The organism is Microbacterium sp. M3 (assembly GCF_033548675.1).
GTDB lineage: Bacteria > Actinomycetota > Actinomycetes > Actinomycetales > Microbacteriaceae > Microbacterium > Microbacterium arthrosphaerae.
Genome location: NZ_JAWTZT010000003.1, coordinates 525,318 through 546,196 on the forward strand (window position 1 = coordinate 525,318; position 20,879 = coordinate 546,196).

Annotated in this window: 19 protein-coding genes; 1 reads left to right on the forward strand and 18 read right to left on the reverse strand. The window is 71.3% G+C overall.

Annotation, left to right across the window (positions count from 1 at the left end; translation table 11 throughout):
• Positions 1–5 precede the first annotated feature (5 nt).
• The 14 genes from R8Z57_RS12120 to R8Z57_RS12185 all read right to left on the reverse strand — a co-directional run bounded on the left by R8Z57_RS12120 (position 6) and on the right by R8Z57_RS12185 (position 15,765).
• Positions 6–230 (reverse strand): hypothetical protein, encoded by a 225-nt coding sequence (locus R8Z57_RS12120; protein ID WP_318354020.1) that lies wholly within the window; start codon positions 228–230, stop codon positions 6–8.
• Positions 231–335: 105 nt separating this feature from the next.
• Positions 336–629, reverse strand: coding sequence for a WXG100 family type VII secretion target (locus R8Z57_RS12125; RefSeq protein ID WP_235565690.1), 294 nt, complete (start codon positions 627–629; stop codon positions 336–338).
• Positions 630–723: 94 nt separating this feature from the next.
• Entirely contained in the window at positions 724–5,304 is a 4,581-nt protein-coding gene (locus R8Z57_RS12130; RefSeq protein ID WP_318354021.1) for an FtsK/SpoIIIE domain-containing protein, read from the reverse strand.
• Positions 5,305–5,353: 49 nt separating this feature from the next.
• Positions 5,354–6,682, reverse strand: a complete 1,329-nt coding sequence (locus R8Z57_RS12135) for an RDD family protein (protein ID WP_318354022.1) — start codon at positions 6,680–6,682, stop codon at positions 5,354–5,356.
• Positions 6,683–6,881: 199 nt separating this feature from the next.
• Positions 6,882–7,271, reverse strand: a complete 390-nt coding sequence (locus R8Z57_RS12140; protein WP_318354023.1) for a hypothetical protein — start codon at positions 7,269–7,271, stop codon at positions 6,882–6,884.
• 20 nt (positions 7,272–7,291) lie between these two features.
• Positions 7,292–7,912: a DNA/RNA non-specific endonuclease gene (locus R8Z57_RS12145; protein WP_318354024.1), complete on the reverse strand. Its 621-nt coding sequence runs from the start codon at positions 7,910–7,912 to the stop codon at positions 7,292–7,294.
• Positions 7,912–8,613 carry a hypothetical protein gene (locus R8Z57_RS12150; RefSeq protein ID WP_318354025.1) on the reverse strand — a complete coding sequence of 234 codons (702 nt, stop codon included), beginning with the start codon at positions 8,611–8,613 and terminating at the stop codon, positions 7,912–7,914. The genes R8Z57_RS12145 and R8Z57_RS12150 overlap by 1 nt, the downstream gene beginning before the upstream one ends.
• Positions 8,614–8,692: 79 nt before the next feature.
• A complete protein-coding gene (locus tag R8Z57_RS12155; protein WP_318354026.1) occupies positions 8,693–9,586 on the reverse strand; it encodes a hypothetical protein in 894 nt (297 codons plus the stop codon).
• A complete protein-coding gene (locus R8Z57_RS12160) occupies positions 9,583–10,254 on the reverse strand; it encodes a hypothetical protein (RefSeq protein ID WP_318354027.1) in 672 nt (223 codons plus the stop codon). The genes R8Z57_RS12155 and R8Z57_RS12160 overlap by 4 nt, the downstream gene beginning before the upstream one ends.
• The gene (locus R8Z57_RS12165; protein WP_318354028.1) at positions 10,251–10,988 is read right to left on the reverse strand and encodes a hypothetical protein; all 738 of its coding nucleotides are present in this window, start codon (positions 10,986–10,988) and stop codon (positions 10,251–10,253) included. Before R8Z57_RS12165 ends, R8Z57_RS12160 begins: the two co-directional genes overlap by 4 nt.
• 2 nt (positions 10,989–10,990) lie before the next feature.
• Positions 10,991–11,689 carry a hypothetical protein gene (locus R8Z57_RS12170; RefSeq protein ID WP_318354029.1) on the reverse strand — a complete coding sequence of 233 codons (699 nt, stop codon included), beginning with the start codon at positions 11,687–11,689 and terminating at the stop codon, positions 10,991–10,993.
• Between the two features lie 97 nt (positions 11,690–11,786).
• On the reverse strand, positions 11,787–13,391 hold the full coding sequence (gene purH / locus R8Z57_RS12175; RefSeq protein WP_318354030.1) for a bifunctional phosphoribosylaminoimidazolecarboxamide formyltransferase/IMP cyclohydrolase: 1,605 nt from the start codon (positions 13,389–13,391) through the stop codon (positions 11,787–11,789).
• A 26-nt stretch (positions 13,392–13,417) separates the two neighbouring features.
• Entirely contained in the window at positions 13,418–14,017 is a 600-nt protein-coding gene (purN, locus tag R8Z57_RS12180) for a phosphoribosylglycinamide formyltransferase (protein WP_318354031.1), read from the reverse strand.
• 71 nt (positions 14,018–14,088) lie between these two features.
• The gene (locus R8Z57_RS12185; protein ID WP_318354032.1) at positions 14,089–15,765 is read right to left on the reverse strand and encodes a DUF6350 family protein; all 1,677 of its coding nucleotides are present in this window, start codon (positions 15,763–15,765) and stop codon (positions 14,089–14,091) included.
• A 126-nt stretch (positions 15,766–15,891) separates the two neighbouring features.
• Between R8Z57_RS12185 and R8Z57_RS12190 the strand changes: the two genes are divergently transcribed.
• Positions 15,892–17,406, forward strand: coding sequence for an NCS2 family permease (locus tag R8Z57_RS12190; protein ID WP_318354033.1), 1,515 nt, complete (start codon positions 15,892–15,894; stop codon positions 17,404–17,406).
• A gap of 64 nt (positions 17,407–17,470) precedes the next feature.
• On the opposite strand, the gene R8Z57_RS12195 is transcribed toward R8Z57_RS12190, so the two are convergent.
• From R8Z57_RS12195 to R8Z57_RS12210, 4 genes are all read right to left on the reverse strand, one after another.
• Complete coding sequence (locus tag R8Z57_RS12195; RefSeq protein ID WP_318354034.1) at positions 17,471–18,214, reverse strand: formylglycine-generating enzyme family protein; 744 nt, start codon at positions 18,212–18,214, stop codon at positions 17,471–17,473.
• Between the two features lie 33 nt (positions 18,215–18,247).
• Positions 18,248–19,816: a polysaccharide deacetylase family protein gene (locus R8Z57_RS12200; protein ID WP_318354035.1), complete on the reverse strand. Its 1,569-nt coding sequence runs from the start codon at positions 19,814–19,816 to the stop codon at positions 18,248–18,250.
• Entirely contained in the window at positions 19,813–20,343 is a 531-nt protein-coding gene (locus tag R8Z57_RS12205) for a hypothetical protein (protein WP_318354036.1), read from the reverse strand. Before R8Z57_RS12205 ends, R8Z57_RS12200 begins: the two co-directional genes overlap by 4 nt.
• A 90-nt stretch (positions 20,344–20,433) precedes the next feature.
• Positions 20,434–20,874, reverse strand: coding sequence for a nitroreductase family deazaflavin-dependent oxidoreductase (locus R8Z57_RS12210; RefSeq protein ID WP_318354037.1), 441 nt, complete (start codon positions 20,872–20,874; stop codon positions 20,434–20,436).
• Positions 20,875–20,879: the final 5 nt, after the last annotated feature.

Genomic DNA, 20,879 nt, shown 5'->3' on the forward strand with positions numbered 1-20,879 from the left:
GCGCTTCACACGAAGTCGGCGCCGTCGTCGCTCTCGGCAGCGAGCTCGCGGAACTTCTCGCTCTCGTCGCTCTCGAGCCAGGCCCGCGCGTACTCCAGCAGCATCGCCGGCGACTCCTCGGCCTCTTCGGCGGTGGCGAACGGGCCGAGCGTGTCTTCCGACGGACGCTCGTCGGCGCGCTCCACCGACTGCGTCGTGAGGTTGTACCAGTAGCTCTGCGATGCCCTCATCGACGCGGCGCTCCGTTCATGTCTGTGATCCTAACCGGCGGGGATGCACGACAGAGGTCGTGGACGATCCTGCGATCGCGCCACGACCTCTGTCGACGTGTCGGCTCAGCCGCCGGCCATCTCCGCGTCGGTGTCGCGGATCTTGTCCGCCATGCGGTCGAGGGCGTCGGCCATGTCGTTGACCGCTTCGGAGGCGTCGTCGAGCGAGGTCGTCAGCTCGGAGTACGCGGTCGCGTACGCGTCGGACGCGTTCTCGGTCTTGAAGCCGTCCTGCACGAGGTCGTCGATGATGCCCTGCAGTTCCTTCAGCGTGTCGGTGACGGTCTGACGTCCGTCGCGCAGGCGCTGCGCCGCCGTCTCCATCTCGCTGTACGTTGCACCGAAATCATGTCCGGCCATGAAAACCGCCTCCCAGCGTTCGTCCTGTTCGAGCCTTTCTGACCCTCACCAGAATGAGGCTAGCGAAGGTTCGCAGTACCGCCCATGGGGAGAACTACCCATGTGTCGCGGCCCGCTTGATCGTCGCTCGCGTCGCCCCCGCGGCCGGTGTCTCCTCGCCGTCGGCGGGCTCGGCGGGCTCGGCGACGAAGGGCACCTGCATCGTGACGGCGCGGCCGGCTTGGACGAAGATGCCGCGCCCGACCGGGAAGTCCGAGCGCTTGACACGCCCGAACGGGTTCTTGAAGATCGCCTCGCCGTCGTACGTGTCGGGCTTGAGCACGATGCCCTGGCGTCCGGACTTCCACTCCCCCAGCACGCCGATGCTGCCGCTGGCACGGCTGATCTCGGCCTCGCCGATCAGCATGTGCTCGCTGTTGTTCATGGCCTGCAGCAGTGCGCGCATGGGGCGGTCGGCGGGGCCGTCCGCCAGGTGCGGGATGTCTTCGATGACGATCAGGATCCGCTCGCCCGGCGCGTCGCTGACCACCAGGCCGGTCAGCTCCGCAGCCAGCTCCGCCTCGTCCTCGGGGCGGGTCGCGCTGCGCACCCAGGGCCGGAAGTCTTTGAGGTCGGCCCGGCGGCTGCCGAAGTGGTAGAGGCGCACCCCGGGGTCGAAGCGCTCCATCGCGACGACGAGGGCCTTCAGCGCGTTCGTCCGGCCCGATGCCGGGGGGCCGGCGACCACGAACGATCCGATCGGCTCGAACCCCCGCGGCGAGAGGGTGTCGTCGGCGACGCCGAACACCGGCATCCCCTCCACGTGCACCGGCATCTCGGCGGCCGGGATCATCGTCGGCAGCGCCCCGATCTCGGGCAGGTCGCGCACGCCGAGGGCGCGCAGCCGGTCGCCGAGCGCCGCGAGCGCCTTGGTCTGCTCGACGGCGTTCGACGTGCCGCCCAGCACGGCGATCTGCGCCTCGTGGCCGTCGATGACCGCTCGCCCAGGGGCGGACTGCTCGTCGAGGATGTCACGCGGCGCGCCGAGCAGCATGTACTGGCTCGGATCCCCCATCCGCAGCACCACGCGCCGCGAGATGTTGGCGGCGACGGCGCTCGGCACCGCGTTGCCGCGATCGGCGGTGATGACCGCGTGCAGGCCGAGGGTTCGACCTTCGCCGACGATGCGCATGAAGGTGCGGTAGAACGGACCGCGGCCGGGGGCCACCTCCCAGTCCTTCTTGAACTCGGGGTAGTTGTCGATGAGCAGGACGATGCGCGGCATGGCCGGGTCCCGCAGCTCGCGATACTCCTGCACGGATGCCGCGCTGGCCGCCGAGAAGGCGGCCGCCCGACGGTCCATCTCCTGATCGAGGGTGCGCAGGAGCCGCTGGATGCGCTCGACGTCGCCGCCGTCGACGACCGACCCGACGTGCGGCAGGGCCGCCAGGGCGCCGAGCGCCCCGGAGGCGAAGTCGAGGCAGTAGACCTGCACCCGCCCGAGATCCGGGCGCATGCCCGCGGCGGTCGCGATCGTCTTGAGCAGCGTCGACTTGCCCGAGCCCGACGTGCCGTAGACCACCAGCGACCCGTCGCGGTCGGGAAGGAACACGGCGGACTCCTGCAGCTGCCGCTCGGGGACGTCCATCATCGCCAGCGGGATGCGGGTGTCGCCCTCGTTCGGCAGATCCTGCAGATCCACCAGCGGCGACAGGTCGTCGAGCCAGGGCCGGCGCGGACGCGGGATGCCCGCCAGATCGCTCGCCCGCACGAGGGTCGACACGATCCGCCGCTGGTCGTTCGGCCCGAGATCGTGCTCGTGCGCGTCGGACTCGGCCGGCCGGTCGGCCTCCCATTCCCGGGTCGCTCCGAAACGGAGCTCGGCGACCCGCACCTCGGCCACGGCGGCGTCGTCGTCGGTCGTCCAGCCGCCTGTGTACGCGGACTGGAAGGGCACCAGGCGTCCCGGTCCCGTCTTGGCGATCGCCCGGCCCGGGATGCTCGGCGGGAAGCTCGCCGCGATCTCGTCGTCCACGACATCGCGGGAGTCCGACTCGTCGGCCATGCGCAGCGCGATGCGCAGGTTGGTGTTCGCCCGCAGGTTGTCTTTGATGACGCCGGCGGGGCGCTGCGTGGCCATGATGAGGTGGATGCCGAGCGAGCGTCCGCGCTGGGCGATGTCGACGACGCCGTCGACGAACTCGGGCATCTCCGAGGCGAGGGCGGCGAACTCGTCGATCACGAGGACGAGCGCCGGCGGGCACTCCGGATCCTGGCGCTTCTCGAGTTCCAGCAGGTCCTTCGCCTTCTTGCGATTGAGCAGGTGCTCCCGGTGCTGCAGCTCGGCACGGAGGCTGGTCAGCGCTCGGCTCACCAGGTGCGGGCTCAGATCGGTGACGAGCCCCACGCAGTGCGGCAGGTCGACGCAGTCGGCGAACGCCGACCCGCCCTTGTAGTCCACGAAGAGGAACGTGACGCGATCCGGGCTGTGCGCCGCCGCCATGCCGAGGACCCATGCCTGCAGGAACTCGGACTTGCCGGCGCCGGTCGTGCCGCCCACCAGCGCGTGGGGCCCCTGGGTGCGCAGGTCGAGCGCCATCGCGTCGCTCGCGCCCTGACCGATGATGGCCCGGAGCGTTCCCGCCTTCTTCAGCCGGGGCCGGGGAGCCGCGGAGCGGTCGGTGATCGTGGTGTTCTGCCGCCATCGCTCGATCGCGACGTGCGGGTCCGCGGCGATCGCCGGGTCGATCAGCTGCAGGAACATCACCGCGCTCGGGATGTCGGATGCGTCGTGCACCACCGTGCTCACGTCGACGACGGGGGCGAGGCGCCGCGCGAACATCTCCATGTACGCGTTCGACACCCCTTCCACCCGGACGTGCTCGAACGTCTCTCCGTTGCGGACCAGGCCCACGCGCGCGTCGTCCAGAGCGGTCGACAGCTCGATGTAGCTGCGGCAGACCGCGGGCAGCGACTCGACCGTCGGCGCGACGAACACCGCATGCACGCCGTGGTCGGCACCGCGCTCCAGCACGTCGATGAGCCGGCCGCGATCCACCGGTGCGTCCCCGGTCACGAAGACGATGATCGACACCTGCGGGGTGCGCGGGCCCTCCCCTGCCGCCCGCGCCACGTCGGTGCCGAACTGCAGCGGGTTCCAGTCCTCCTTGAACGGCCCTCGCGGCTCGGCGCTTCCGGCCGCCGCCGCCGCGCGGCTGACGAACTCCTCGAGCGAGCTGAGCAGTGCGGCGCTCGTGGGCGCCGAGTCGGCCAGCGCCCTGTCGCGGAACGGGCTGCGCTCGCTGGTGGTGTGCGGCATCCATTTCAGCCACTCGAGCTCGGGCGTCCACGCCGAGTCCGCGAAGGCGACCGCCACGACGTCATTGGGGGCGTGCAGCCCGAACAGCTGCACCGCGACCCCGCGCATGGTGTCGGCCACGAGCGCACGCGGACCGGCGATGCCGATCGACCCCGCGGCCGACAGCATCTCGAACACCGGCACGTCGTCGACGGAGTCGTAGCGCTCACGCAGCCGCTCGACGCGTTCGATGAACTCCGGCAGGCCCTCAGGCGTCTCCGCCTCGTCGATCGTGTTGCGGGCGGGAAGCGTGCAGCTGCCCAATCGCAGGCCCAGGTAGTTCCAGTGCTCGGGGCGCCTCGTCCAGAGCATCGGCCCGAGCCGCATCGCCTGGTCGAACACCTCGGCCACCGGCGGCGCCTCGACGTTGCGTGCCCTCTCCTCCTCGGGCTTGCCGCGGAACAGGTCCTCCTCGAGCTGCTCGTACTGCCGTTCGAACAGCAGGAACTCGTGGTTCTGGCTCTTCCTGCTCTGCACCGACTGATTGACGATGTTGCCGAGGGCCATCAACGGCGTCATCACGATCAGGAGAAGCGATCGCGGGTTCCCGTTGATCGCGTAGAGCGCCGCACCCATCAGGATGGGCGCGACCATGATCGCCCACGGGAAGATCTTGCCGATCTTCTCCGTGGGCAGGCGCGGCGGCTTGAACTTGGTGCCCGGGTAGCGCACCTCCACGCGCGGGCTGCGGTTGAACAGCAGCCCGCCGCCGCGTTCGATGATCGGCTCCTCGTCGGCCGAGCCGTCGAAGGTGCGGGCGAGCACCAGGACGAGCGTGGTGCTGCCGATGACGAAAGAACCGCCGTCCTCGACCCGTACGCGCTGCAGCTGGAGGCCGTCGACGAGCACGCCGTTCGCGGAGTTGAGATCGACGACCTCGATGTGCGTGCCCACCTCGAGCCGGGCGTGGTGCTTCGAGACCATCGGGTCGGCCAGGACGATGTCGTTGGCGGCATCCCGTCCGAGTGAGAGGTGCCCGGCGGCGACGGGGAACTCCTGACCGGCGAGCGGGCCGGCGACGGCGCGGAGCGTGCCCAGGATCTCGCGCTGGTCGGACCCGGTGTACCGGGGACCGTAGTTGATGATCGACGCCGCGAAACCCGAGCCGATGGGCGCCTCTCCGATGGGGACGTGCGGCGGGAGCGAGATCATCCGCCGGCCGGTCGGCGGCGCCACGGCGAGCGTGAGCACATCGCCGTCGCCGAAGGCGATGGAGCGAGCGGGGTCGGATTCGGCGACATGGCGCGCGACGTCGCCCACCGTGGCGGTGGAGTCCGTCGTGATGACGATGTCGACCGGATCGTTCGCGTGACGATGCAGTGTCAGCTTCAGTCTCATAGCTCTTCTTCCCTGCGGCTGCTCCGCCCGGTCGGCGGCGTGCGCCCGCTCATACGCGGATCACGTCCGCGACGCGGCTGCCGAGCCGGATCCTGTCGCCCTCGACCGCCCTCGTCGGCTGCCCCGGCAGCAGTGCCTGCTCGACGCCGCCGCTGATCAGCCCCGATCCGTTCGTCGAATGCCAGTCGACGATCTCGAGCCCTCCGTCGACGGGCCGCACGAACAGGTGCGTCTTGGAGAGCGAACGACTCTCGTCGGGAACGGCGATCGGGTCGGCGTCGAGGTGGTCGACCGGGTCGGGGTTGCGTCCCAGCAGGATCGGCCCCGACACGCGAATGCTGCTTCCCGTGTCCCACCGCAGCGCGAAGCGCGTCGAGCGCGGTGCCGCCGGCGGCGCGGGCGGCGGCGGGACGGGGGCGACCGGGTTTGACGCGGCGGGCTCCGGTGCCTGATCGGGCAGGAGCGGGGGTGGCTGCCACTGCGGCTGCGACTGCGCGTGCGGCTGTGGCTGCGGGGCGGGGTGCGACGACGGCGACGGCGCCTGCGGGACGATCAGCTGCGGCAGCTGCGCCTGCGGGGCCTGCGGCTGCAGGAGAGGCGCGGAAGGCGGCTCTGCGACGACCGCGGGCTCCTCCGATGGCCTGGCGACGCCGAGCACGCCGGCGCTGATACGGCTGCCGGGACGATACTCCGGCTGCGCCCGTGGATCCCGCGGTGTGGCGAGGGAGGGCAGCTCCGACCGCTCGGCGATCGGTTCGATCTTGACCTTCTTGCGAGCGATGCGCATGCGCTTCTCGTCATAGGGGTTGAGCCCGCGGCGCGCGTCGACGGCCCAGACCCCCGTCGCCTTGTCATGCCAGCCGCGGCCCCGCCCGTCGGCGTCGAACGTCGGCGACGCCAGCACCACCGCGGAGCCGGCGGGAACGATGCCTGCGACCATCACGAGGAGGAAGCGCAGCAGCACGGCGCCGACGCCGGGACGTTCCAGAGTCCGCACGTTCACCAGCCTGATCCCGCAGACCCCTTTGCCGACGGTCACGCCGCGGCGGCCGGCGAGCACCATCTGGACGACGAGGAACACCAGGGAGAGGAAGACGGTGACCGCGGCCATGATCACGGCGAGCACGAAGGAGGGGTGATTGACGAACCCATAGGGCGAGACCGAGCCCGTGAGGAGCTTGAGCAGGAGAGGGACGGCGCCCAGCCAGAGCGGCAGCTGCAGAATCAGCCAGATCGCCGCGTCGCAGGCGAACGCCAGCGCACGGCGTCCGAAGGGCGCACGGATCAGGCCGAGCGACGCCGCGTATGCGGGGTCGGGACGCCCGGAGGAGTCCACGCCGTCGGGCAGGCGCTCCTGCTCGTCGATTTCCCAGATCATCAGCGCCCGATGCCACCCGGAGCACGCGATCGGAAGCCAGAGTTGTCGACCATGCCAAGCAACCTATCTGATTGATTCGTCTGCGATTGACCGCCCACGGCGGCGCAGGTCCCGGGCGCCTGGCGCCCGACCCGACGTCCGCCAGACGCGTCGCGTGTCCGCGATCGCGGAATCGACCTGCCCCGCGCGCGAGGCGACGTCAGTCGAACTTCGGTCGCAGGCTTTCGCGGAAATCCTTGCGGTTGCGCGGCGTCAGCTTCCAGCGGGTGGCATCGGCGTCCTCGAACGTCACCCGGTACTTCCCGGTCGTCCGGTGGAGTTCGACGAGCATCTGCACCGGGAGGGACTCACCCGGCTTGTAGTACGAGCTCATGTAGGCGTCCACGGCCGCCTTGACGGCCCAGGGATCCGCTGCGACGGCCGAGATCGTGCCGTCGGGCGAGTAGAGGTAGCCGTGCGCCTCGTTGAACTCGCCGTCCGGGAACTCGAGGATCATCGCCAGAGACTCCCACCCCTTCTCGTCGACGTCGGGGCCACCCATGTTGTCGACGAGGGCGCGGATGAGATCGGCCGTCACATTTTCTGACACGAGGCTCCGTTCGGATCTGTTCAACGCTGGTGGATTCGGTCGAAGGTCTCACCGGTGACGTTCGCGAAGCTCGGGGAACGAGTCTCGAGGATCTCCCCGGTGGAAGGGTCGGAGACCACGTACACCACCTGGAAGTTATCAGGTCGGATCGCACCGGGAGGGTCGACCTGGATGCGGTAGTCGACCCGGCATCCCTCGGCGACCCAGTCGGCCCACTCGCTCTCCATCTTCTTCCACGCGCCGCGGTTGAGGTTCGCCACCTGCGGCACGATCCCCTCATCCGGTGTGTCGCCGAAGAAGCGGTGGGCGCCGAGATGTCCGCCGTCGTCACCGGGGTTGCCGAGCCTTCCGACCGCAGTGGCGTTGTCGCCGCGTTCGGTGCCGCCGAAGTCGTCGAGGATGAGCCCCTCCTCCTGCACCGGCCGTCCGTTGGCCGGGTCGTAGTGCGTCGTCTTCGTGTTCCGGCCGCGCGTGGTCACGGTGTTGTCGAAGTTGTCGGTGTCCTTCACCTTCTTCACGACCGTGTCGAGGTGCTCGGTGATGTTGTCCATGAGCTGTGCCAGCCGGAGATTGAGATCGCTGCCGGCATCGTCGACCGCGTTCTTGACCCGGCGCATGACTTCGCGTGCACCTTTGCTCATCAGTCATCCCCTCCGAAGTCGAGTGCGGAGAACTCCGCGAAGAAGGTCGACGTCAGCGTCTGGATGTCGGCCCCGTGCAGCTTCATCGTCGACTGCGCATCCTCCAGCGCCTGCAGATCGGCGTAGAACTCGTCCGAGTCTCCCGCCTGGCCCTCGACCATCGGCGCATCCAGGATCGCGTCGATCACCATCGGCAGTTCGTCGGCCATCGGCTCGATGACCATCGGGAGCAGCTGATTCAGCAGCTGCTCCACCGCGATGTCCACGGCCGCATTCAGGAGCTTCTTCTTGATCAGCAGCATCGGCCCGGCACCCGCAGCCGTGAACGGGTTCGTGAGCATCGCCACCAGCGTGACCATCGTGGACGTGACATCGACGATGACCTTCATCTTCAATGCGAAGATGGCGTCCGCTCCGATGTCCATCGCGGTCGCGGCCGGCGGCATGATGTCCACGAGCTTCTGCAGATTCTGCGACCGGTTCGCGTTCCACGCCGACACCGTCGCAGGCCCGGTCTTCCCTCGCATCAGCCCCGCGATGTCGCCGTTCATCTGCCGATCGACGGCCTGGATCACCTCTTCCAGCCCGGACCCGAGATCGCGCACCAGAGTGGCACCCTTACGGACCTCGTCCTCATCGATATCCGGCCAGTCGAACCCGAGCTTCTCCATCACCCAGACGAGCTCATTCGGCAACATCATGCCCACGGCGCCACCTCCAGCACGACCCTATGGTCGGACGCCCGCCGCAGACCATGGGGAGAAGTCCCCATGGCCGCCGTCAGCCGGCCTGCGCCGCCCGCGGCGGCTCTCCCGGCACGAAGTAGCGCGCCGGCGAGAGTCCCGTGCGGACGACGGCGTCGCCCGCGGCATCGAGGAACTGCTTCAGTGTCGCGACGCTCAGACTCGCCGTACCGGAGGAGGAGTCGGCGATGATCACGTTGTCGACGACCGGCAGCAGCGTCGCCGTGCCCTTCGGCCAGGTGGCGAACGTCGCTGTGGCGCCGGACTCGAGCACCCGGAGCTTCGGGTCGGCGATGTGCACGTCGGGGCGCTGGAGCACCACGGACTGCGCCTCATACGCGCGCACGCTGAACAGGCGCAGCACCCGTTCGAAACGCAGCTCCATCGACGGGAACCGCTCGCGCCAGGCGAACGGCGTCCAGCCGTTCTCCGAGAGCGCGACCGGGTGCGCGCTCACGAGCGGGCCGCCGGCGTCGTAGAGCTCCTCGGCCAGGTCGAGCACCCGCGCGACAGCGGACTCATCGTCCGCGCCCACGATCGCGACCCGGTCCCGACGCAGGGCGAACAGCACGGGTGCGCCCGTGAGAGCGGCCGCCGCGACCCGAGACGGCTGGACGAGCACGGATGCCGCGACCACCTCGTCCTCGATCACGACCACGCCCTCGACAGGCGCCGGCACGGCGACGGACGATGTCAGCGCGGCGGTGACCGCATCGCGGAAGGGCTGCGTCCACGACTCCGCCTCGCCCTGGGTGATCGCCGCGCCGTCCTGCGCGCGGTCGAGCCCCACGAAGAGCTCTCCGCCGACGTACTCGACGCGCGGATGGGCCTCCCCGGGAGCGGTCAACGAGAGCACGCCGAGCTCGCTCGCTCCGTACACACGCGGAACCACGCTCACGCCGACGTCTCCGAACGCACTCGTCACGGTCACGGACCCTCCTCGTTGTGCTCTGAAAGGCTACCGGCCGCATCCGCCTCGGCGAACGCGACGGCGGCCGCCCAGTCCCATTCCAGGTTCAGGGCGGGCATCTTCTTCGCGGGCGTGGGGCGACGCGCCGAGACCCAGCCCACCGGGACGACGTGCAGCGCCATCCGGGTCTTGGGCGCCGGGCTCGGGTCGCCGTAGTACACCAGCACGAGCGCGTCGTCGCCGAACCCCCACCACGAGGCGTCCTTCGCCCCGGTGCGGACGAGTTCCGCCGCATAGCCGCGTCCGCCGTCGGCGTCGCCCTCGAGCTCGATGCCGAGGGGCTCGCCGCGGAGGTACCAGCACGCGCTCATGATGGCCTGCCCCAGCTCGCTGCCGCGGCGGTCGAGCAGCTCATGCTGCTGCCGGCCGAGATCCGACGTCGACGGCGACCAGAACAGGGGCACGATCCACGCGGGTCCGCGCGACAGCACGGGAACCTCCGGCGTGAGCCATCGGTCGCCGCCGGGCTTCGGGGCGGCGGGTCCGAGAAGCGCCGCCGTCACCGCCTCGACGAGGGCTCCGCCGGTGACCACGAGCTCGTCGCCGCAGTAGGAGATCACGGCACCGGTGCGGATCGCGTCGCGCGACAGCGCTGCGCACTCGCGGGGTGACCGCTCCTCACCGCTCACAGGTGCAGCTCGACCGATTGGGCGGTGCCCGGCCACATGCCCGGGTTGTAATCGCCGTCGAGATTGCCACCGAGACCCGTCGCCGTCTCCGGGACGGTGAACACCGCCTCAGGGATGCCCGTCGGCAGGTGCCCGCCCGGGATCCAGTTCTCGTTGGCACCCGCCTCGTTGCCCGAGGGCATCCGGAGGTCGGTGAGCTCCTCGGGTGCGAAGTGACGGATCTCGACGTCCTTCAGCGGGAGGTTGAGGTCGTTGTCGACGTGGAAGTACTTGGCGTCGATGCCGAGGGCATCCGCGACGTCATGCGCGTTGCCGCCGGTGTCGTCGAGGATCTTCTGCAGCTCCGAGGTCGGGAAGACGAAGGTCGCGTGGTCGCGCTGGCCGGGGCCGTAGGTGTGCAGCGCGTCGGAGAAGTAGATGCGGCTGGCGCCGTCGTCGAACCGCGCGAGGTGCTGGTCGATGTAATCGGCGTCCAGGTAGTCGCTCGGGTCGGGACGATCGCCCCAGCCGGCCTGGTCCACGTCGTTGGGGGTCCAGTCGGTGTCCTTCTTCCACCCGTCCCGCAGCGCGTCGGGCACGTTCGTGCCGTCCAGGTCGGTGACGTCGTTCGTGTTGCCCCGCTGCTTCTGCCCGTGCTTGCGGAAGAGCTCGGACAGCTGCCGGACGTGCACCGGCATGTCGTCCAGCGCGTTCTTCAGCGGCCGGATGACGGCCTCGCCGATTCCCTTGCTCATCGTCAATCTCCCGAGATGTTCAGGCTGGACAGGTCGGACATCAGGCGTTCGGTCAGCGTCTCCACGTCGGCGGCGTGCTGCTCCATCTCGCCCTCGGCCTGCTCGAGCGCCTGCAGATCCGCGTAGAACTCGTCGGGGTCGCCCGCGACGGCTTCGACGATGGGCGAATCCAGCGCCGCCATGATCACCACCGGCAGCTCCTCCGCCAGCGGCTCGATCGCCATCGGCAGCAGCTGGTTGAGCAGCTGCTCGATCGCGATGTCGACCGCGGCATTGAGCAGCTTCTTCTTGATCAGCAGCATCGGTCCGGCGCCGGCCGCGGAGAGGGGGTTCGTGAGCATCGCCACCAGGGTCACGAGCGTCGCGGTGACGTCGACGATGACCTTCATCTTCAGGGCGAACACCGCATCGGCGGCGATGTCCATCCCCGTGGGCACCGGCCCCAGCAGATCCAGCAGCTTGTCGAGGTTCTGCGAGCGGTTGGTGTTCCACGCGCTCACGTACGCAGGTCCCGCCTGGCCGCGCATCGCCGCCGCGATGTCGCCGTTGACCTTGCGGTCCATCGCCTGCAGCTTGCCTTCCAGTTCGTCACGGAAGACGCGGACCATCCCGGCACCGCGGCGCAGTTCGTCCTCGTCGACATCCGGCCAGTCGAACCCGAGCTTCTCCATCACCCAGATGAGCTCGTTCGGCAACATCATTCCCACGGGCCACCTCCGGGACGAGCCTAGATGTCCTTCACGAAGCACGGCGATGGGGACATGTCCCCATCGCCGTGCGCAGAGAGCCGACCTCGGGTCAGTGGAAGAAGTGGCGCTCGCCGGTGAAGAACATCGTGACGTTGGCAGCCTGCGCCGCGGCGATCACCTCTTCGTCGCGCACCGAGCCGCCGGGCTGGATGATCGCCGAGATGCCGGCGTCGAGCAGGATCTGCGGTCCGTCGGCGAAGGGGAAGAACGCATCGGATGCCGCCACCGACCCCGCGGCGCGGTCGCCGGCGCGCTCGACCGCGAGCCGGCACGAGTCCACGCGGTTCACCTGGCCCATGCCGATGCCGACCGTCGCCGAGTTCTTCGCGAGCACGATCGCGTTCGACTTGACCGCGCGGCACGCCTTCCACGCGAAGATGAGGTTCGTCATGTCCTCGGCCGCGGGACGCTCGCCCGAGACGAGCTGCCAGTCGGTCGCGACGGAGTCGATGTCGTCGGGGAAGCGGTCGGCGTCCTGCAGCAGCAGACCGCCCGAGACGAGGCGCACGTCCATGCGCTCCTGCTGCCAGTCGGCAGGCAGCTGCAGCAGCCGCAGGTTCTTCTTCGCCTTGAAGACCTCCAGCGCCGCCGGTTCGAAGTCGGGGGCGACGATGACCTCGGTGAAGATGTCCTTGAGGTTCTCGGCCATCTTGAGCGTGACGGTGCCGTTCGCGGCGATGACGCCGCCGTATGCCGACACCGGGTCGCACTCGTGCGCGCGCAGGTGGGCGCTGGCGATGGGGTCGAGCGCGTTGGGGGCGGTGACCGCGATGCCGCAGGGGTTCGCGTGCTTGATGATGGCCACCGCGGGCTTGACCATGTCGAACGCGGCCCGGAGGGCGGCATCCGCGTCGACGTAGTTGTTGTACGACATCTCCTTGCCCTGCAGCTGCGTGGCCTGCGCGATGCCGTGGCCGCCGTTTCGCGTGTAGATCGCCGCGCGCTGGTGGGAGTTCTCGCCGTAGCGCAGGGTCGCAAGGCGTTCGGCCTTGATCGTGAGGTGCGCGGGCAGGTCTTCTTCGGTGAGCGTGCCCTCGGCGAACCACATCGCGACCGCGCGATCGTACTCGGCGGTGTGGGCGAAGGCGCGCGCCGCGAGCTCGCGGCGCTGCACCAGGCTCGTGCCGCCCGCGCGGACGGCGTCGATCACGGCAGGGTACGACGACGGCGAGGTGACGATGGCGACGTTGGCGTAGTTCTTCGCGGAGGCGCGCACCATGGCCGGGCCCCCGATGTCGATCTGCTCGACCACGTCGTCGCCCTGGGCGCCCGAGCGCACGGTCTCGACGAACGGGTACAGGTTCACCACGACGAGCTCGAACGGCGCAATGTCGAGGTCGGCGAGCTGGCGCTCGTGGTCCTCGAGCCGCAGGTCGGCGAGGAGGCCGGCGTGCACGCCCGGGTGGAGGGTCTTCACGCGGCCGTCGAGCGACTCGGGGAAGCCGGTCACGCTCGACACGTCGGTCACGGTGTGGCCCGCCTCGCGCAGCAGCGTGGCTGAGCCGCCCGTCGAGACGATCTCGACGCCCGCGGCGGCGAGCGCCTCGCCGAGCGCGAGCAGGTCGGTCTTGTCGCTCACCGACACCAGGGCCCGGCGGACGGGGACGACATCGCGGGGGCGGTACAGGGCGGGGTCGTGGCTCGGTCCGGCCATGGCGGATCTCCTCGGGGGATTGGGGGTCAGAGCTGGGCGCCGGCGGCGGCCGCGAGGTCGAGGTCGCCCGTCGCGATGCGGCGCACCACGTCGATCAGCAGCCGGCGCTCGACGGGCTTGATGCGCTCGTGCAGGGCGTGCTCGTCGTCGCCGGGCAGCACGGGCACGCGTTCCTGAGCCAGGATCGGCCCCGAGTCGACCCCGTTGTCGACGATGATGACGCTGGCGCCCGTCTGCGCGACCCCCGCGGCGAGCGCGTCGCGCACGCCGTGCGCGCCGGGGAACTCGGGCAGGTACGCGGGGTGCGTGTTGATGATGTGCGGCGAGCGCGCGTCCACGAGCGCCGCCGGCAGCAGCCGCATGAGTCCGCTCAGCACGACGAGGTCGGGCTGCCAGACGTCCAGCTGCGTCGCGAGCTCGGCGCCCCACTCCTCGCGCGTCGCGAACTGCGCGAACGGCACCATGAAGGTGGGGATGCCGTAGTCCTCGGCGTGCGCGAACCCCTCGGCTTCGCGGTCGGCACCGACGACGACGACGCGGGCGGGGAACTCGGGTTCGGCCGCCGCGTCGAGCAGAGCGCGCAGATTCGACCCTGTGCCCGAGATGAGGACGGCGACCGTGAGCACCCGCCCAGTCTAGCCGCGGCCGGCGCGTGCTCCCGGCGGCGTGACGGCGCCCCGCCGCGCGGGCCGGAGCGTCAGCGGTCGGCGTGACCCGGCAGGTCGATGGGCTCGGTGCGCGCCTCGGGTGAGGAATCGCGCAGCGTCGCGGTGGGCGCCTCAGCGGGCGCGCGGTCGACGTCGCGGCTCCCCTCGACGTCGCCGCCCTCGTCCTCGGCCCGCAGGCGCGCGAGCCACTCGGGCACCGGGCGCGCCGCCTCCTCCTGATCCGCCGGCTGCTCCGTCGCGTCGCGCCCGCCGGCCCCGGCCGCGGCGGGCGGCGCCATGGCGACATCGTCCCTGTCGTCGCCGGGTGCAGCCGCCTTCACGACCGCGGTGCGGCGCGTCGCCCTCGGCGAGAGCAGCACGATGGCCGCGCCCACGAGCACCTCGAGTCCGACCGCCAGCGCGACCGGCCCGGGCTGAGGGCCGAACTCGGCGAGGCGACCGGGTCCGAGCGATCCCGAGGCGGCGAAGGCCAGCAGCGCGGCCGCCCCCGCGGAGAGGATCGCGATGCCGGCGGTGATCACGAGCCGCGCCGCGATCGGCTCGTCCGCAGCCGGATCGCCGGCGTCCCCGTCGTCGACGTCGTCGGCGTCGTCGAGCGAGCTGCGCGCTCCGGCGAGCAACCCGCTCAGCGCGGCGGTCCTGTCGGCGTCGATCGGCGCACGCGCCCCGTCGTCGGCACGCGCGGGCTGCGGCATCCGTCCCTCCCGCGCGGCCGGCGCGCCGGCGCCCACGAGGCGGGAGCGCGCGATCCAGCCGGCGAGCGCGCCGAGCGCGACGGGCAGCAGCGCGAGCAGGAGCAGCCACGTCGTCGTCGAGTCGGGGACGGCGCCGAGGGCGGGAAGACCGGGCACCACACCGACCTGGGTGCCCGCGGGTGAGACGGCGGTGCCGGCGCCCACGGCGAAGCCAGGCCCGGCGACGAAGCTCATCCCCCACACCGCGAGGGTCGGCACGTACGCCAGCTGCGCAAGGGTGAGCACGCTCGCGCCGAGCGCGTCGACATCGCCGGCCTGGAAGAGCGCCACGATCTGCCCGGCGCGGGCGAACAGGGCGACGGCGGCGACGGCGGCGCCCACGCCGATCAGCCCGGTCACCACGACCGCCGTCCCGCGGACGATCAGGGCCGGAGCCTCGCTCCAGCCGTGCGGGCGCGCCTCCGCGCGGTCGCGCAGCCGTGCGACCGCGCCGGTGCCGGCCTCGCTCCACTCCGTGACGAAAGCGGCGGCGAACGCCGGCAGCGCGAAGACGAGCGTCGGCACCAGGATCGCCTGCCAGGTCTCGGCGTGCGCGACGGGATTGACCGCGGTGAGCGCGGCTCCGGTCGCGAGCGCCGCGAAGACCGCCGTCGACGTCAGCACACCGGTGAGCCAGGCGTCGGCGCGGGAGGCGCGCATGCCGGAGCGCGCGGCGAAGATCGCCGTGAAGGCGGCGAACGCCAGCGGCGCCAGCGAGAGGACGAAGGATGCCGCGTCCGCATCGATGCCGGTCACGGCGAGGTAGTCGGGCGGCAGTGTGATCTGCAGCGGGACCAGGTTGCCGAGCTGCCAGACCGCCACGCCGGCGGGCCAGAGGACGCCCCAGTCGGCTCCGCCCCCGAACCCGAACACCCAGAGCAGGGTGAGCGGTGCGAGGGTCGCGGCGAGGCCGACGGCGGCCGCGATGGCGGCGTCGACGGTTGCGAGAAGGGCGACGATGAGGCGATGCATGCGCCATCGACCCTACTTCGGCGGGCCGGGCGCCCCCGGTCGCCCGCGCGCGGGGCTGCGGCATCCGTTCAGCGAATCCCCAGCTTCGCGCGGGAGCGACTAACGTTTCTCGTCGGAGGTCAACACATGAGCGATGCCCGTCCCGGTCCGGCCCAGAGCCCCGAGAGCCCCACCACCGGATCTTCCGTCGTCGACGCGACCGACGGCCCGGACGCCGCGCAGCCGAAGAACGGCTTCGACCGGTTCTTCGAGATCACGCGGCGCGGCTCGACGATCGGCACCGAGGTCCGCGGCGGCGTCGTGACGTTCGTGACGATGGCCTACATCGTCATCCTGAACCCGATCATCCTGTCCAGCGGCGCCGACGTGAACGGCGACACCCTGGGCTTCACGCAGGTCGCGGCCACGACCGCCCTCACCGCCGGCGTCATGACGGTCCTGTTCGGTCTCGTCACCCGACTGCCGTTCGCCTTCGCGGCGGGCCTCGGCATCAACTCGTTCCTCGCCGTCTCGGTGGTCGGCCAGGTCACGTGGCCCGAGGCGATGGGCCTCGTCGTCATCAACGGTCTGATCATCGTGCTGCTGGCCGCCACGGGCCTCCGCCGCATGATCTTCGACGCGGTGCCGATCCAGCTCAAGCTCGCGATCACCGTCGGCATCGGCCTCTTCATCGCGTTCATCGGCTTCGTCGACGCCGGCTTCGTGACGTCGACCGGCGCGTCCTCTCCCCCGGTCGGCCTCGGCGTCAACGGCTCGGTCGCGACGGTGCCGACGCTGATCTTCGTCTTCACGCTGCTGCTCACCGGCATCCTGGTGGCCCGCAAGGTCAAGGGCGGCATCCTCATCGGACTCGTCACCGGCACCGTGGTCGCCGTGATCGTCGAGGCCATCTGGAACATCGGCCCCAAGTTCGCCGGCGACGACGTCAACCCCGGCGGGTGGGGCCTCTCGGTGCCCGAGCTGCCGTCGTCGCTCGTGAGCGTGCCCGACCTCTCCCTCGTGGGTCAGGTCTCGTTCGGCTCGTTCGAGCGCATCGGCGTGCTGGCCGCCCTGATGCTGGTCTTCACGCTGGTCTTCACGAACTTCTTCGACGCCATGGGAACCATGACGGGCCTCTCGAAGGAAGCGGGCCTCGCGAACGAGAAGGGCGACTTCCCCCGCATCAAGTCGGCGCTCATCGTCGAGGGTGTCGGCGCGGTGGCGGGTGGTCTCACCTCGAGCTCGTCGAACACGGTGTTCATCGAGTCGGGTGCCGGCATCGGCGAGGGCGCGCGCACCGGGTTCGCCAACGTCGTCACGGGCGCGCTGTTCCTCATCGCGATGTTCTTCACGCCGCTCGTCTCGATCGTCCCGACGGAGGTCGCCGCCTCGGCGCTGGTCATCGTCGGTGCGCTGATGATGTCGCAGATCCGCTACATCGACTTCTCGGACTTCTCGATCCTGCTGCCGGTGTTCCTCGCGGTCACCGTCATGCCGCTCACCTACTCGATCGCCAACGGCATCGGCGCCGGCTTCATCTCGTGGGTCGTGGTGCGGTCGCTGTCGGGCAAGGCGCGCGAGATCAGCCCGCTGCTCTGGGTCGTCGCCGCCGGCTTCGTGCTGTACTTCGCGCGCGGACCGCTGGAGACCCTGCTCGGCTGACGACGCTGCGGAGGGGACGGATGCCGCGGGCCGCGGCATCCGTCCCCTCCGGCGTCTCGCGAGGTCAGCGCAGCGGCGTCCAGCCGGGCGGCGTCGGGCCGTCATAGGCGGCACGCTCGGCATCGGCGGCGGCCGACCAGCCTTGAGCGGCGCCGACGGCGTCGAAGCCGCCGCGCGCGACCCGGAACCCGACGTCGTCGTGGTGCATGCGTGGCGCCCCGCCGCGCCGCGTGGAGGCACGGACGCTCCACGCGTCGTCGGCGAACCCGCCGCCCCGGAACACCCGGTAGTCGCCGTACCGGGCGGGGTCGAGCAGGTCCCAGGTCCACTCCCAGACGTTGCCGAGGGTGTCGAAGAGGCCGTGGAGGTTCGGCAGCCTGCCGCCCACGTTCTGCGGTGCAGTCACGCCGTCGGCACTCGTCCAGGCGATCTCGCCGAGCGGTCCGTAGTGCGGACCGGTCGAGCCCGCACGGCACGCGTGCTCCCACTCGGCCTCGGTGGGAAGGCGGTAGCCGTCGGCGTCGACGTGCCACGTGACCTCCTCGCCCTCGAACGCGTACGCGGGGTCGAGGCCCTCCCACTCCGACGCCGCGTTGCAGAAGCGGACCGCGCGCAGCCAGCTGACGTCGGTCGCGGGCCGACGGGGGTGGGATGCCGTCTCTCCGATGATCTCGGCGAGCTGCTCCTGCGTGACGGGGTAGACGCCGATCTCGTACGACTCCAGGTCGACGCTCCACCGCACCTTGCGGCGCGCGTCGTGGAGCTGGACGGTGCCCGCGGGGATGCGGGCGAGCTCGAGGTCGGTCACCGCGGCAGTATCGCACGGCGAGACCGCGGCGGCTCAGGGGGCGCGATGCCAGGCGCCCGAGGCGGGCATCTGCCCGCCGAAGAGCTGCCGTACGGTGACGAGCTCGAAGCCCCGGTCGAGAAGCCCGTCCATCACGGCGCCCGCCGTCCGCGCCGTGCCCGGATGGACGTCGTGCAGCAGGACGATCGATCCTGCGCGCGGCTGCTCCACGGCCCGTGCGATCAGCACGTCGTCAGCCGGGCCGGCCCAGTCCTCGGTGTCGACGTCCCAGAGGATCGCGGGCATGCCGGCTGCGGCGAGCACGCGCGGTGTGAACTCTCCCCACGGCGGCCGGAACGCGGTGATGTCCTGACCGGAAGCGACCTCGAGCGCGCGGGTGGAGTCGACGATCTGCGCGGCGATCTGGGCGTCCGTGAGCTGCGGAAGGTGCGGGTGGTTCCAGGTATGGCCCTCGAGCTGATGACCGTCCCTCGTCATCCGGGCGAGCGTGTCGGCGTAGCCCTGCGCGTTCTGCCCCTGTGCGAAGAACGTCGCCGCGACGTCGCGCGCCGCGAGGTCGTCGAGGATGCCGGTCGTGTGGGCGGAGGGACCGTCGTCATAGGTGAGCGCCACGCAGGGCACGAGCGTGCAGTCGACGGCTCGCGCCCCGGCGGGCGCCGCGACCGGTCCGGTGTACGGCTCTCCGGCGGAGGCCAGCAACCGCGCACCGAGGGGTGAGACGAGGTCGGCGGCGACCTCGGCGGGCACGAAGATCTCGAGGGGTTCGGTGGTCGGGGGCGCGCCGAGCGCGGCCAGGTCGGGCGCGGTGAATCCCGGTGCGAGAGTGATCACGAAACCGCCGTCGGACGGCACCGTCGTCGCCAGCGCGGCCTGGACCGCCGCGAGCTGCGCCTCGTCGCCGGCCTCGACGGGTCGCCGGCTGAGGGCGCCCGCCCCGCGGCGGAGCGCCTCGACGATGTGCGCTTCGAGCACCGGCGCCGCACCCTCGGCCCAGAGGCCCTCGGCCGCCGACGTCTCTCCGCTCGCCACGTCGCCGTACAGCGTCGTCGTCGTGTCGGATCGGACGCCCTCGGGGCCGCCGGCGACGACGCGGATGCGCTGCCCCACCATCGTGCCGCCGGCGGCGACGATGCCGCAGACCACGGTCGTGCCCGTGCCGCCGGCGGGGCCGAACGCGGGATCGGCGAGGAGCTCGGCGGCCGGTCGCCGCGTGCTCTCCGCCACACAGCCGCGCTCGCCGAGACCCGAGCCGACCGGAGAGGCTGCGGGCGCGTACGCGGTGGCGGTCGCGGCGACGCGGTCGGCGATCGCACCGCGCACGAGCTGCGTCACCGCGGTGTTGAAGGGCTCGGCCGTGGGGCCGGAGGCCAGCAGCGCCACACGCGCCTGCACTCCGACGGCGTCGCTGCGCACCCGCAGCGGCACGAGGCCCGCGCCGAGCGACCCGTCCGCGGCCGCGCCGATCTCGGGGACCGGGACCGTCACACGCACCACCTCCGGCGCCCATGCCGGCGGTCGCCAGTCTCCGCGGGACGCCGGCGCACAGGCCGACAGCGCCAGCGCCGCCACCGCGAGCACGACGGCCGCCGCGCGCGCCCTCATCCCCGGATCCCTTCCAGCAGGTCGCCGATCGCCGTGCGGTAGGCCGACGGCGCGGCACCGTCCGGCGGACGGACCTCGACGACCACGCGCACGCTGGGCGCGGCATCCGGATCCCCCACCCCGGCGACGACGCCGCCGTCGTCGAGATCGGCGTGCACGGCGGTGAGCCCGGAGGCGAGCAGCTCGGATCGCGGGACCTGCGCGGATGCCGCCTCGTCGACCACGTCGGCCGGTGTCTCATCCACCGTCTCGAGGGTGGCGCGCAGCGCGCCGTCGGGGGTGCGGACGGTGAGCGCATCGTCGGAGTCGCGCGTCACGAGCCAGCCCGCGGGCACGACGACGGACGCGTCGCCGAGCTCGCGGGCTGATGCGCCGTCAGACACGTCGCTCGACAGGTTCGCGAGGCTGGGCGGCACGGCGACCAGCGCGGCGAACGCGACGGCCCCGATCGCGAGCGCCCCCGCCGCGCACGCGAGAGCGATCTCCCACCGCCGTGCGGCGGATCCTGCGCGTGCGTCCCCGGTCACGCTGACCCCCTGACGGGGCCGATTCTAGGAGCGGCCGGGGCTTTCCGGCCTCAGCAACGCCTCAGGATCCGCGAATTCGTCCCGAGCCGGTCAGGCGTCGCGCGGCTCGATGACGAAGACCGCGATCAGCCGGTCGGTCTTGGTCTGATAAGTCTCGTAGTCCGGCCACACGGCGGCCGCACGGGCCCACCACTCCTCGCGCTCCGCGCCGGACAGCTCCCGCGCGTCGTAGTCGCGCTTGGCGTCGCCGTCCTGCAGCTCCACGTGCGGGTGGCGGCGCATGTTCTCGGCCCACTTCGGTTCGTCGGGCGCCCCGCCCTTCGAGGCGACGACCGCGTAGCGGCCCTCGTGCTCCACGCGCATGAGGGCCGTCTTGCGCAGCGCGCCGGACTTCGCGCCCACCGTCGTCAGGACGATGATCGGCACGCCCCGCAGCGTGTTGGCCTTCTCGCCGTTGGACGCCTCGAACGCCTCGGCCTGCGTGCGTGCCCACTCGGACGTGGACGGCTTGTACTCTCCGGTCAGCGGCATGGCAC

Coding starts and splice junctions, on each gene's coding strand:
- R8Z57_RS12125 (WP_235565690.1), bottom strand. CDS start 629: ATGGCCGGACATGATTTCGGTGCAACGTACAGCGAGATGGAGACGGCG.
- R8Z57_RS12150 (WP_318354025.1), bottom strand. CDS start 8,613: ATGATGTTGCCGAATGAGCTCGTCTGGGTGATGGAGAAGCTCGGGTTC.
- R8Z57_RS12145 (WP_318354024.1), bottom strand. CDS start 7,912: ATGAGCAAAGGTGCACGCGAAGTCATGCGCCGGGTCAAGAACGCGGTC.
- R8Z57_RS12165 (WP_318354028.1), bottom strand. CDS start 10,988: ATGAGCAAGGGAATCGGCGAGGCCGTCATCCGGCCGCTGAAGAACGCG.
- purH (WP_318354030.1), bottom strand. CDS start 13,391: ATGGCCGGACCGAGCCACGACCCCGCCCTGTACCGCCCCCGCGATGTC.
- R8Z57_RS12190 (WP_318354033.1), top strand. CDS start 15,892: ATGAGCGATGCCCGTCCCGGTCCGGCCCAGAGCCCCGAGAGCCCCACC.
- R8Z57_RS12130 (WP_318354021.1), bottom strand. CDS start 5,304: ATGAGACTGAAGCTGACACTGCATCGTCACGCGAACGATCCGGTCGAC.
- R8Z57_RS12200 (WP_318354035.1), bottom strand. CDS start 19,816: ATGAGGGCGCGCGCGGCGGCCGTCGTGCTCGCGGTGGCGGCGCTGGCG.
- R8Z57_RS12120 (WP_318354020.1), bottom strand. CDS start 230: ATGAGGGCATCGCAGAGCTACTGGTACAACCTCACGACGCAGTCGGTG.
- R8Z57_RS12210 (WP_318354037.1), bottom strand. CDS start 20,874: ATGCCGCTGACCGGAGAGTACAAGCCGTCCACGTCCGAGTGGGCACGC.
- R8Z57_RS12170 (WP_318354029.1), bottom strand. CDS start 11,689: ATGATGTTGCCGAACGAGCTCATCTGGGTGATGGAGAAGCTCGGGTTC.
- R8Z57_RS12135 (WP_318354022.1), bottom strand. CDS start 6,682: ATGATCTGGGAAATCGACGAGCAGGAGCGCCTGCCCGACGGCGTGGAC.
- R8Z57_RS12185 (WP_318354032.1), bottom strand. CDS start 15,765: ATGCATCGCCTCATCGTCGCCCTTCTCGCAACCGTCGACGCCGCCATC.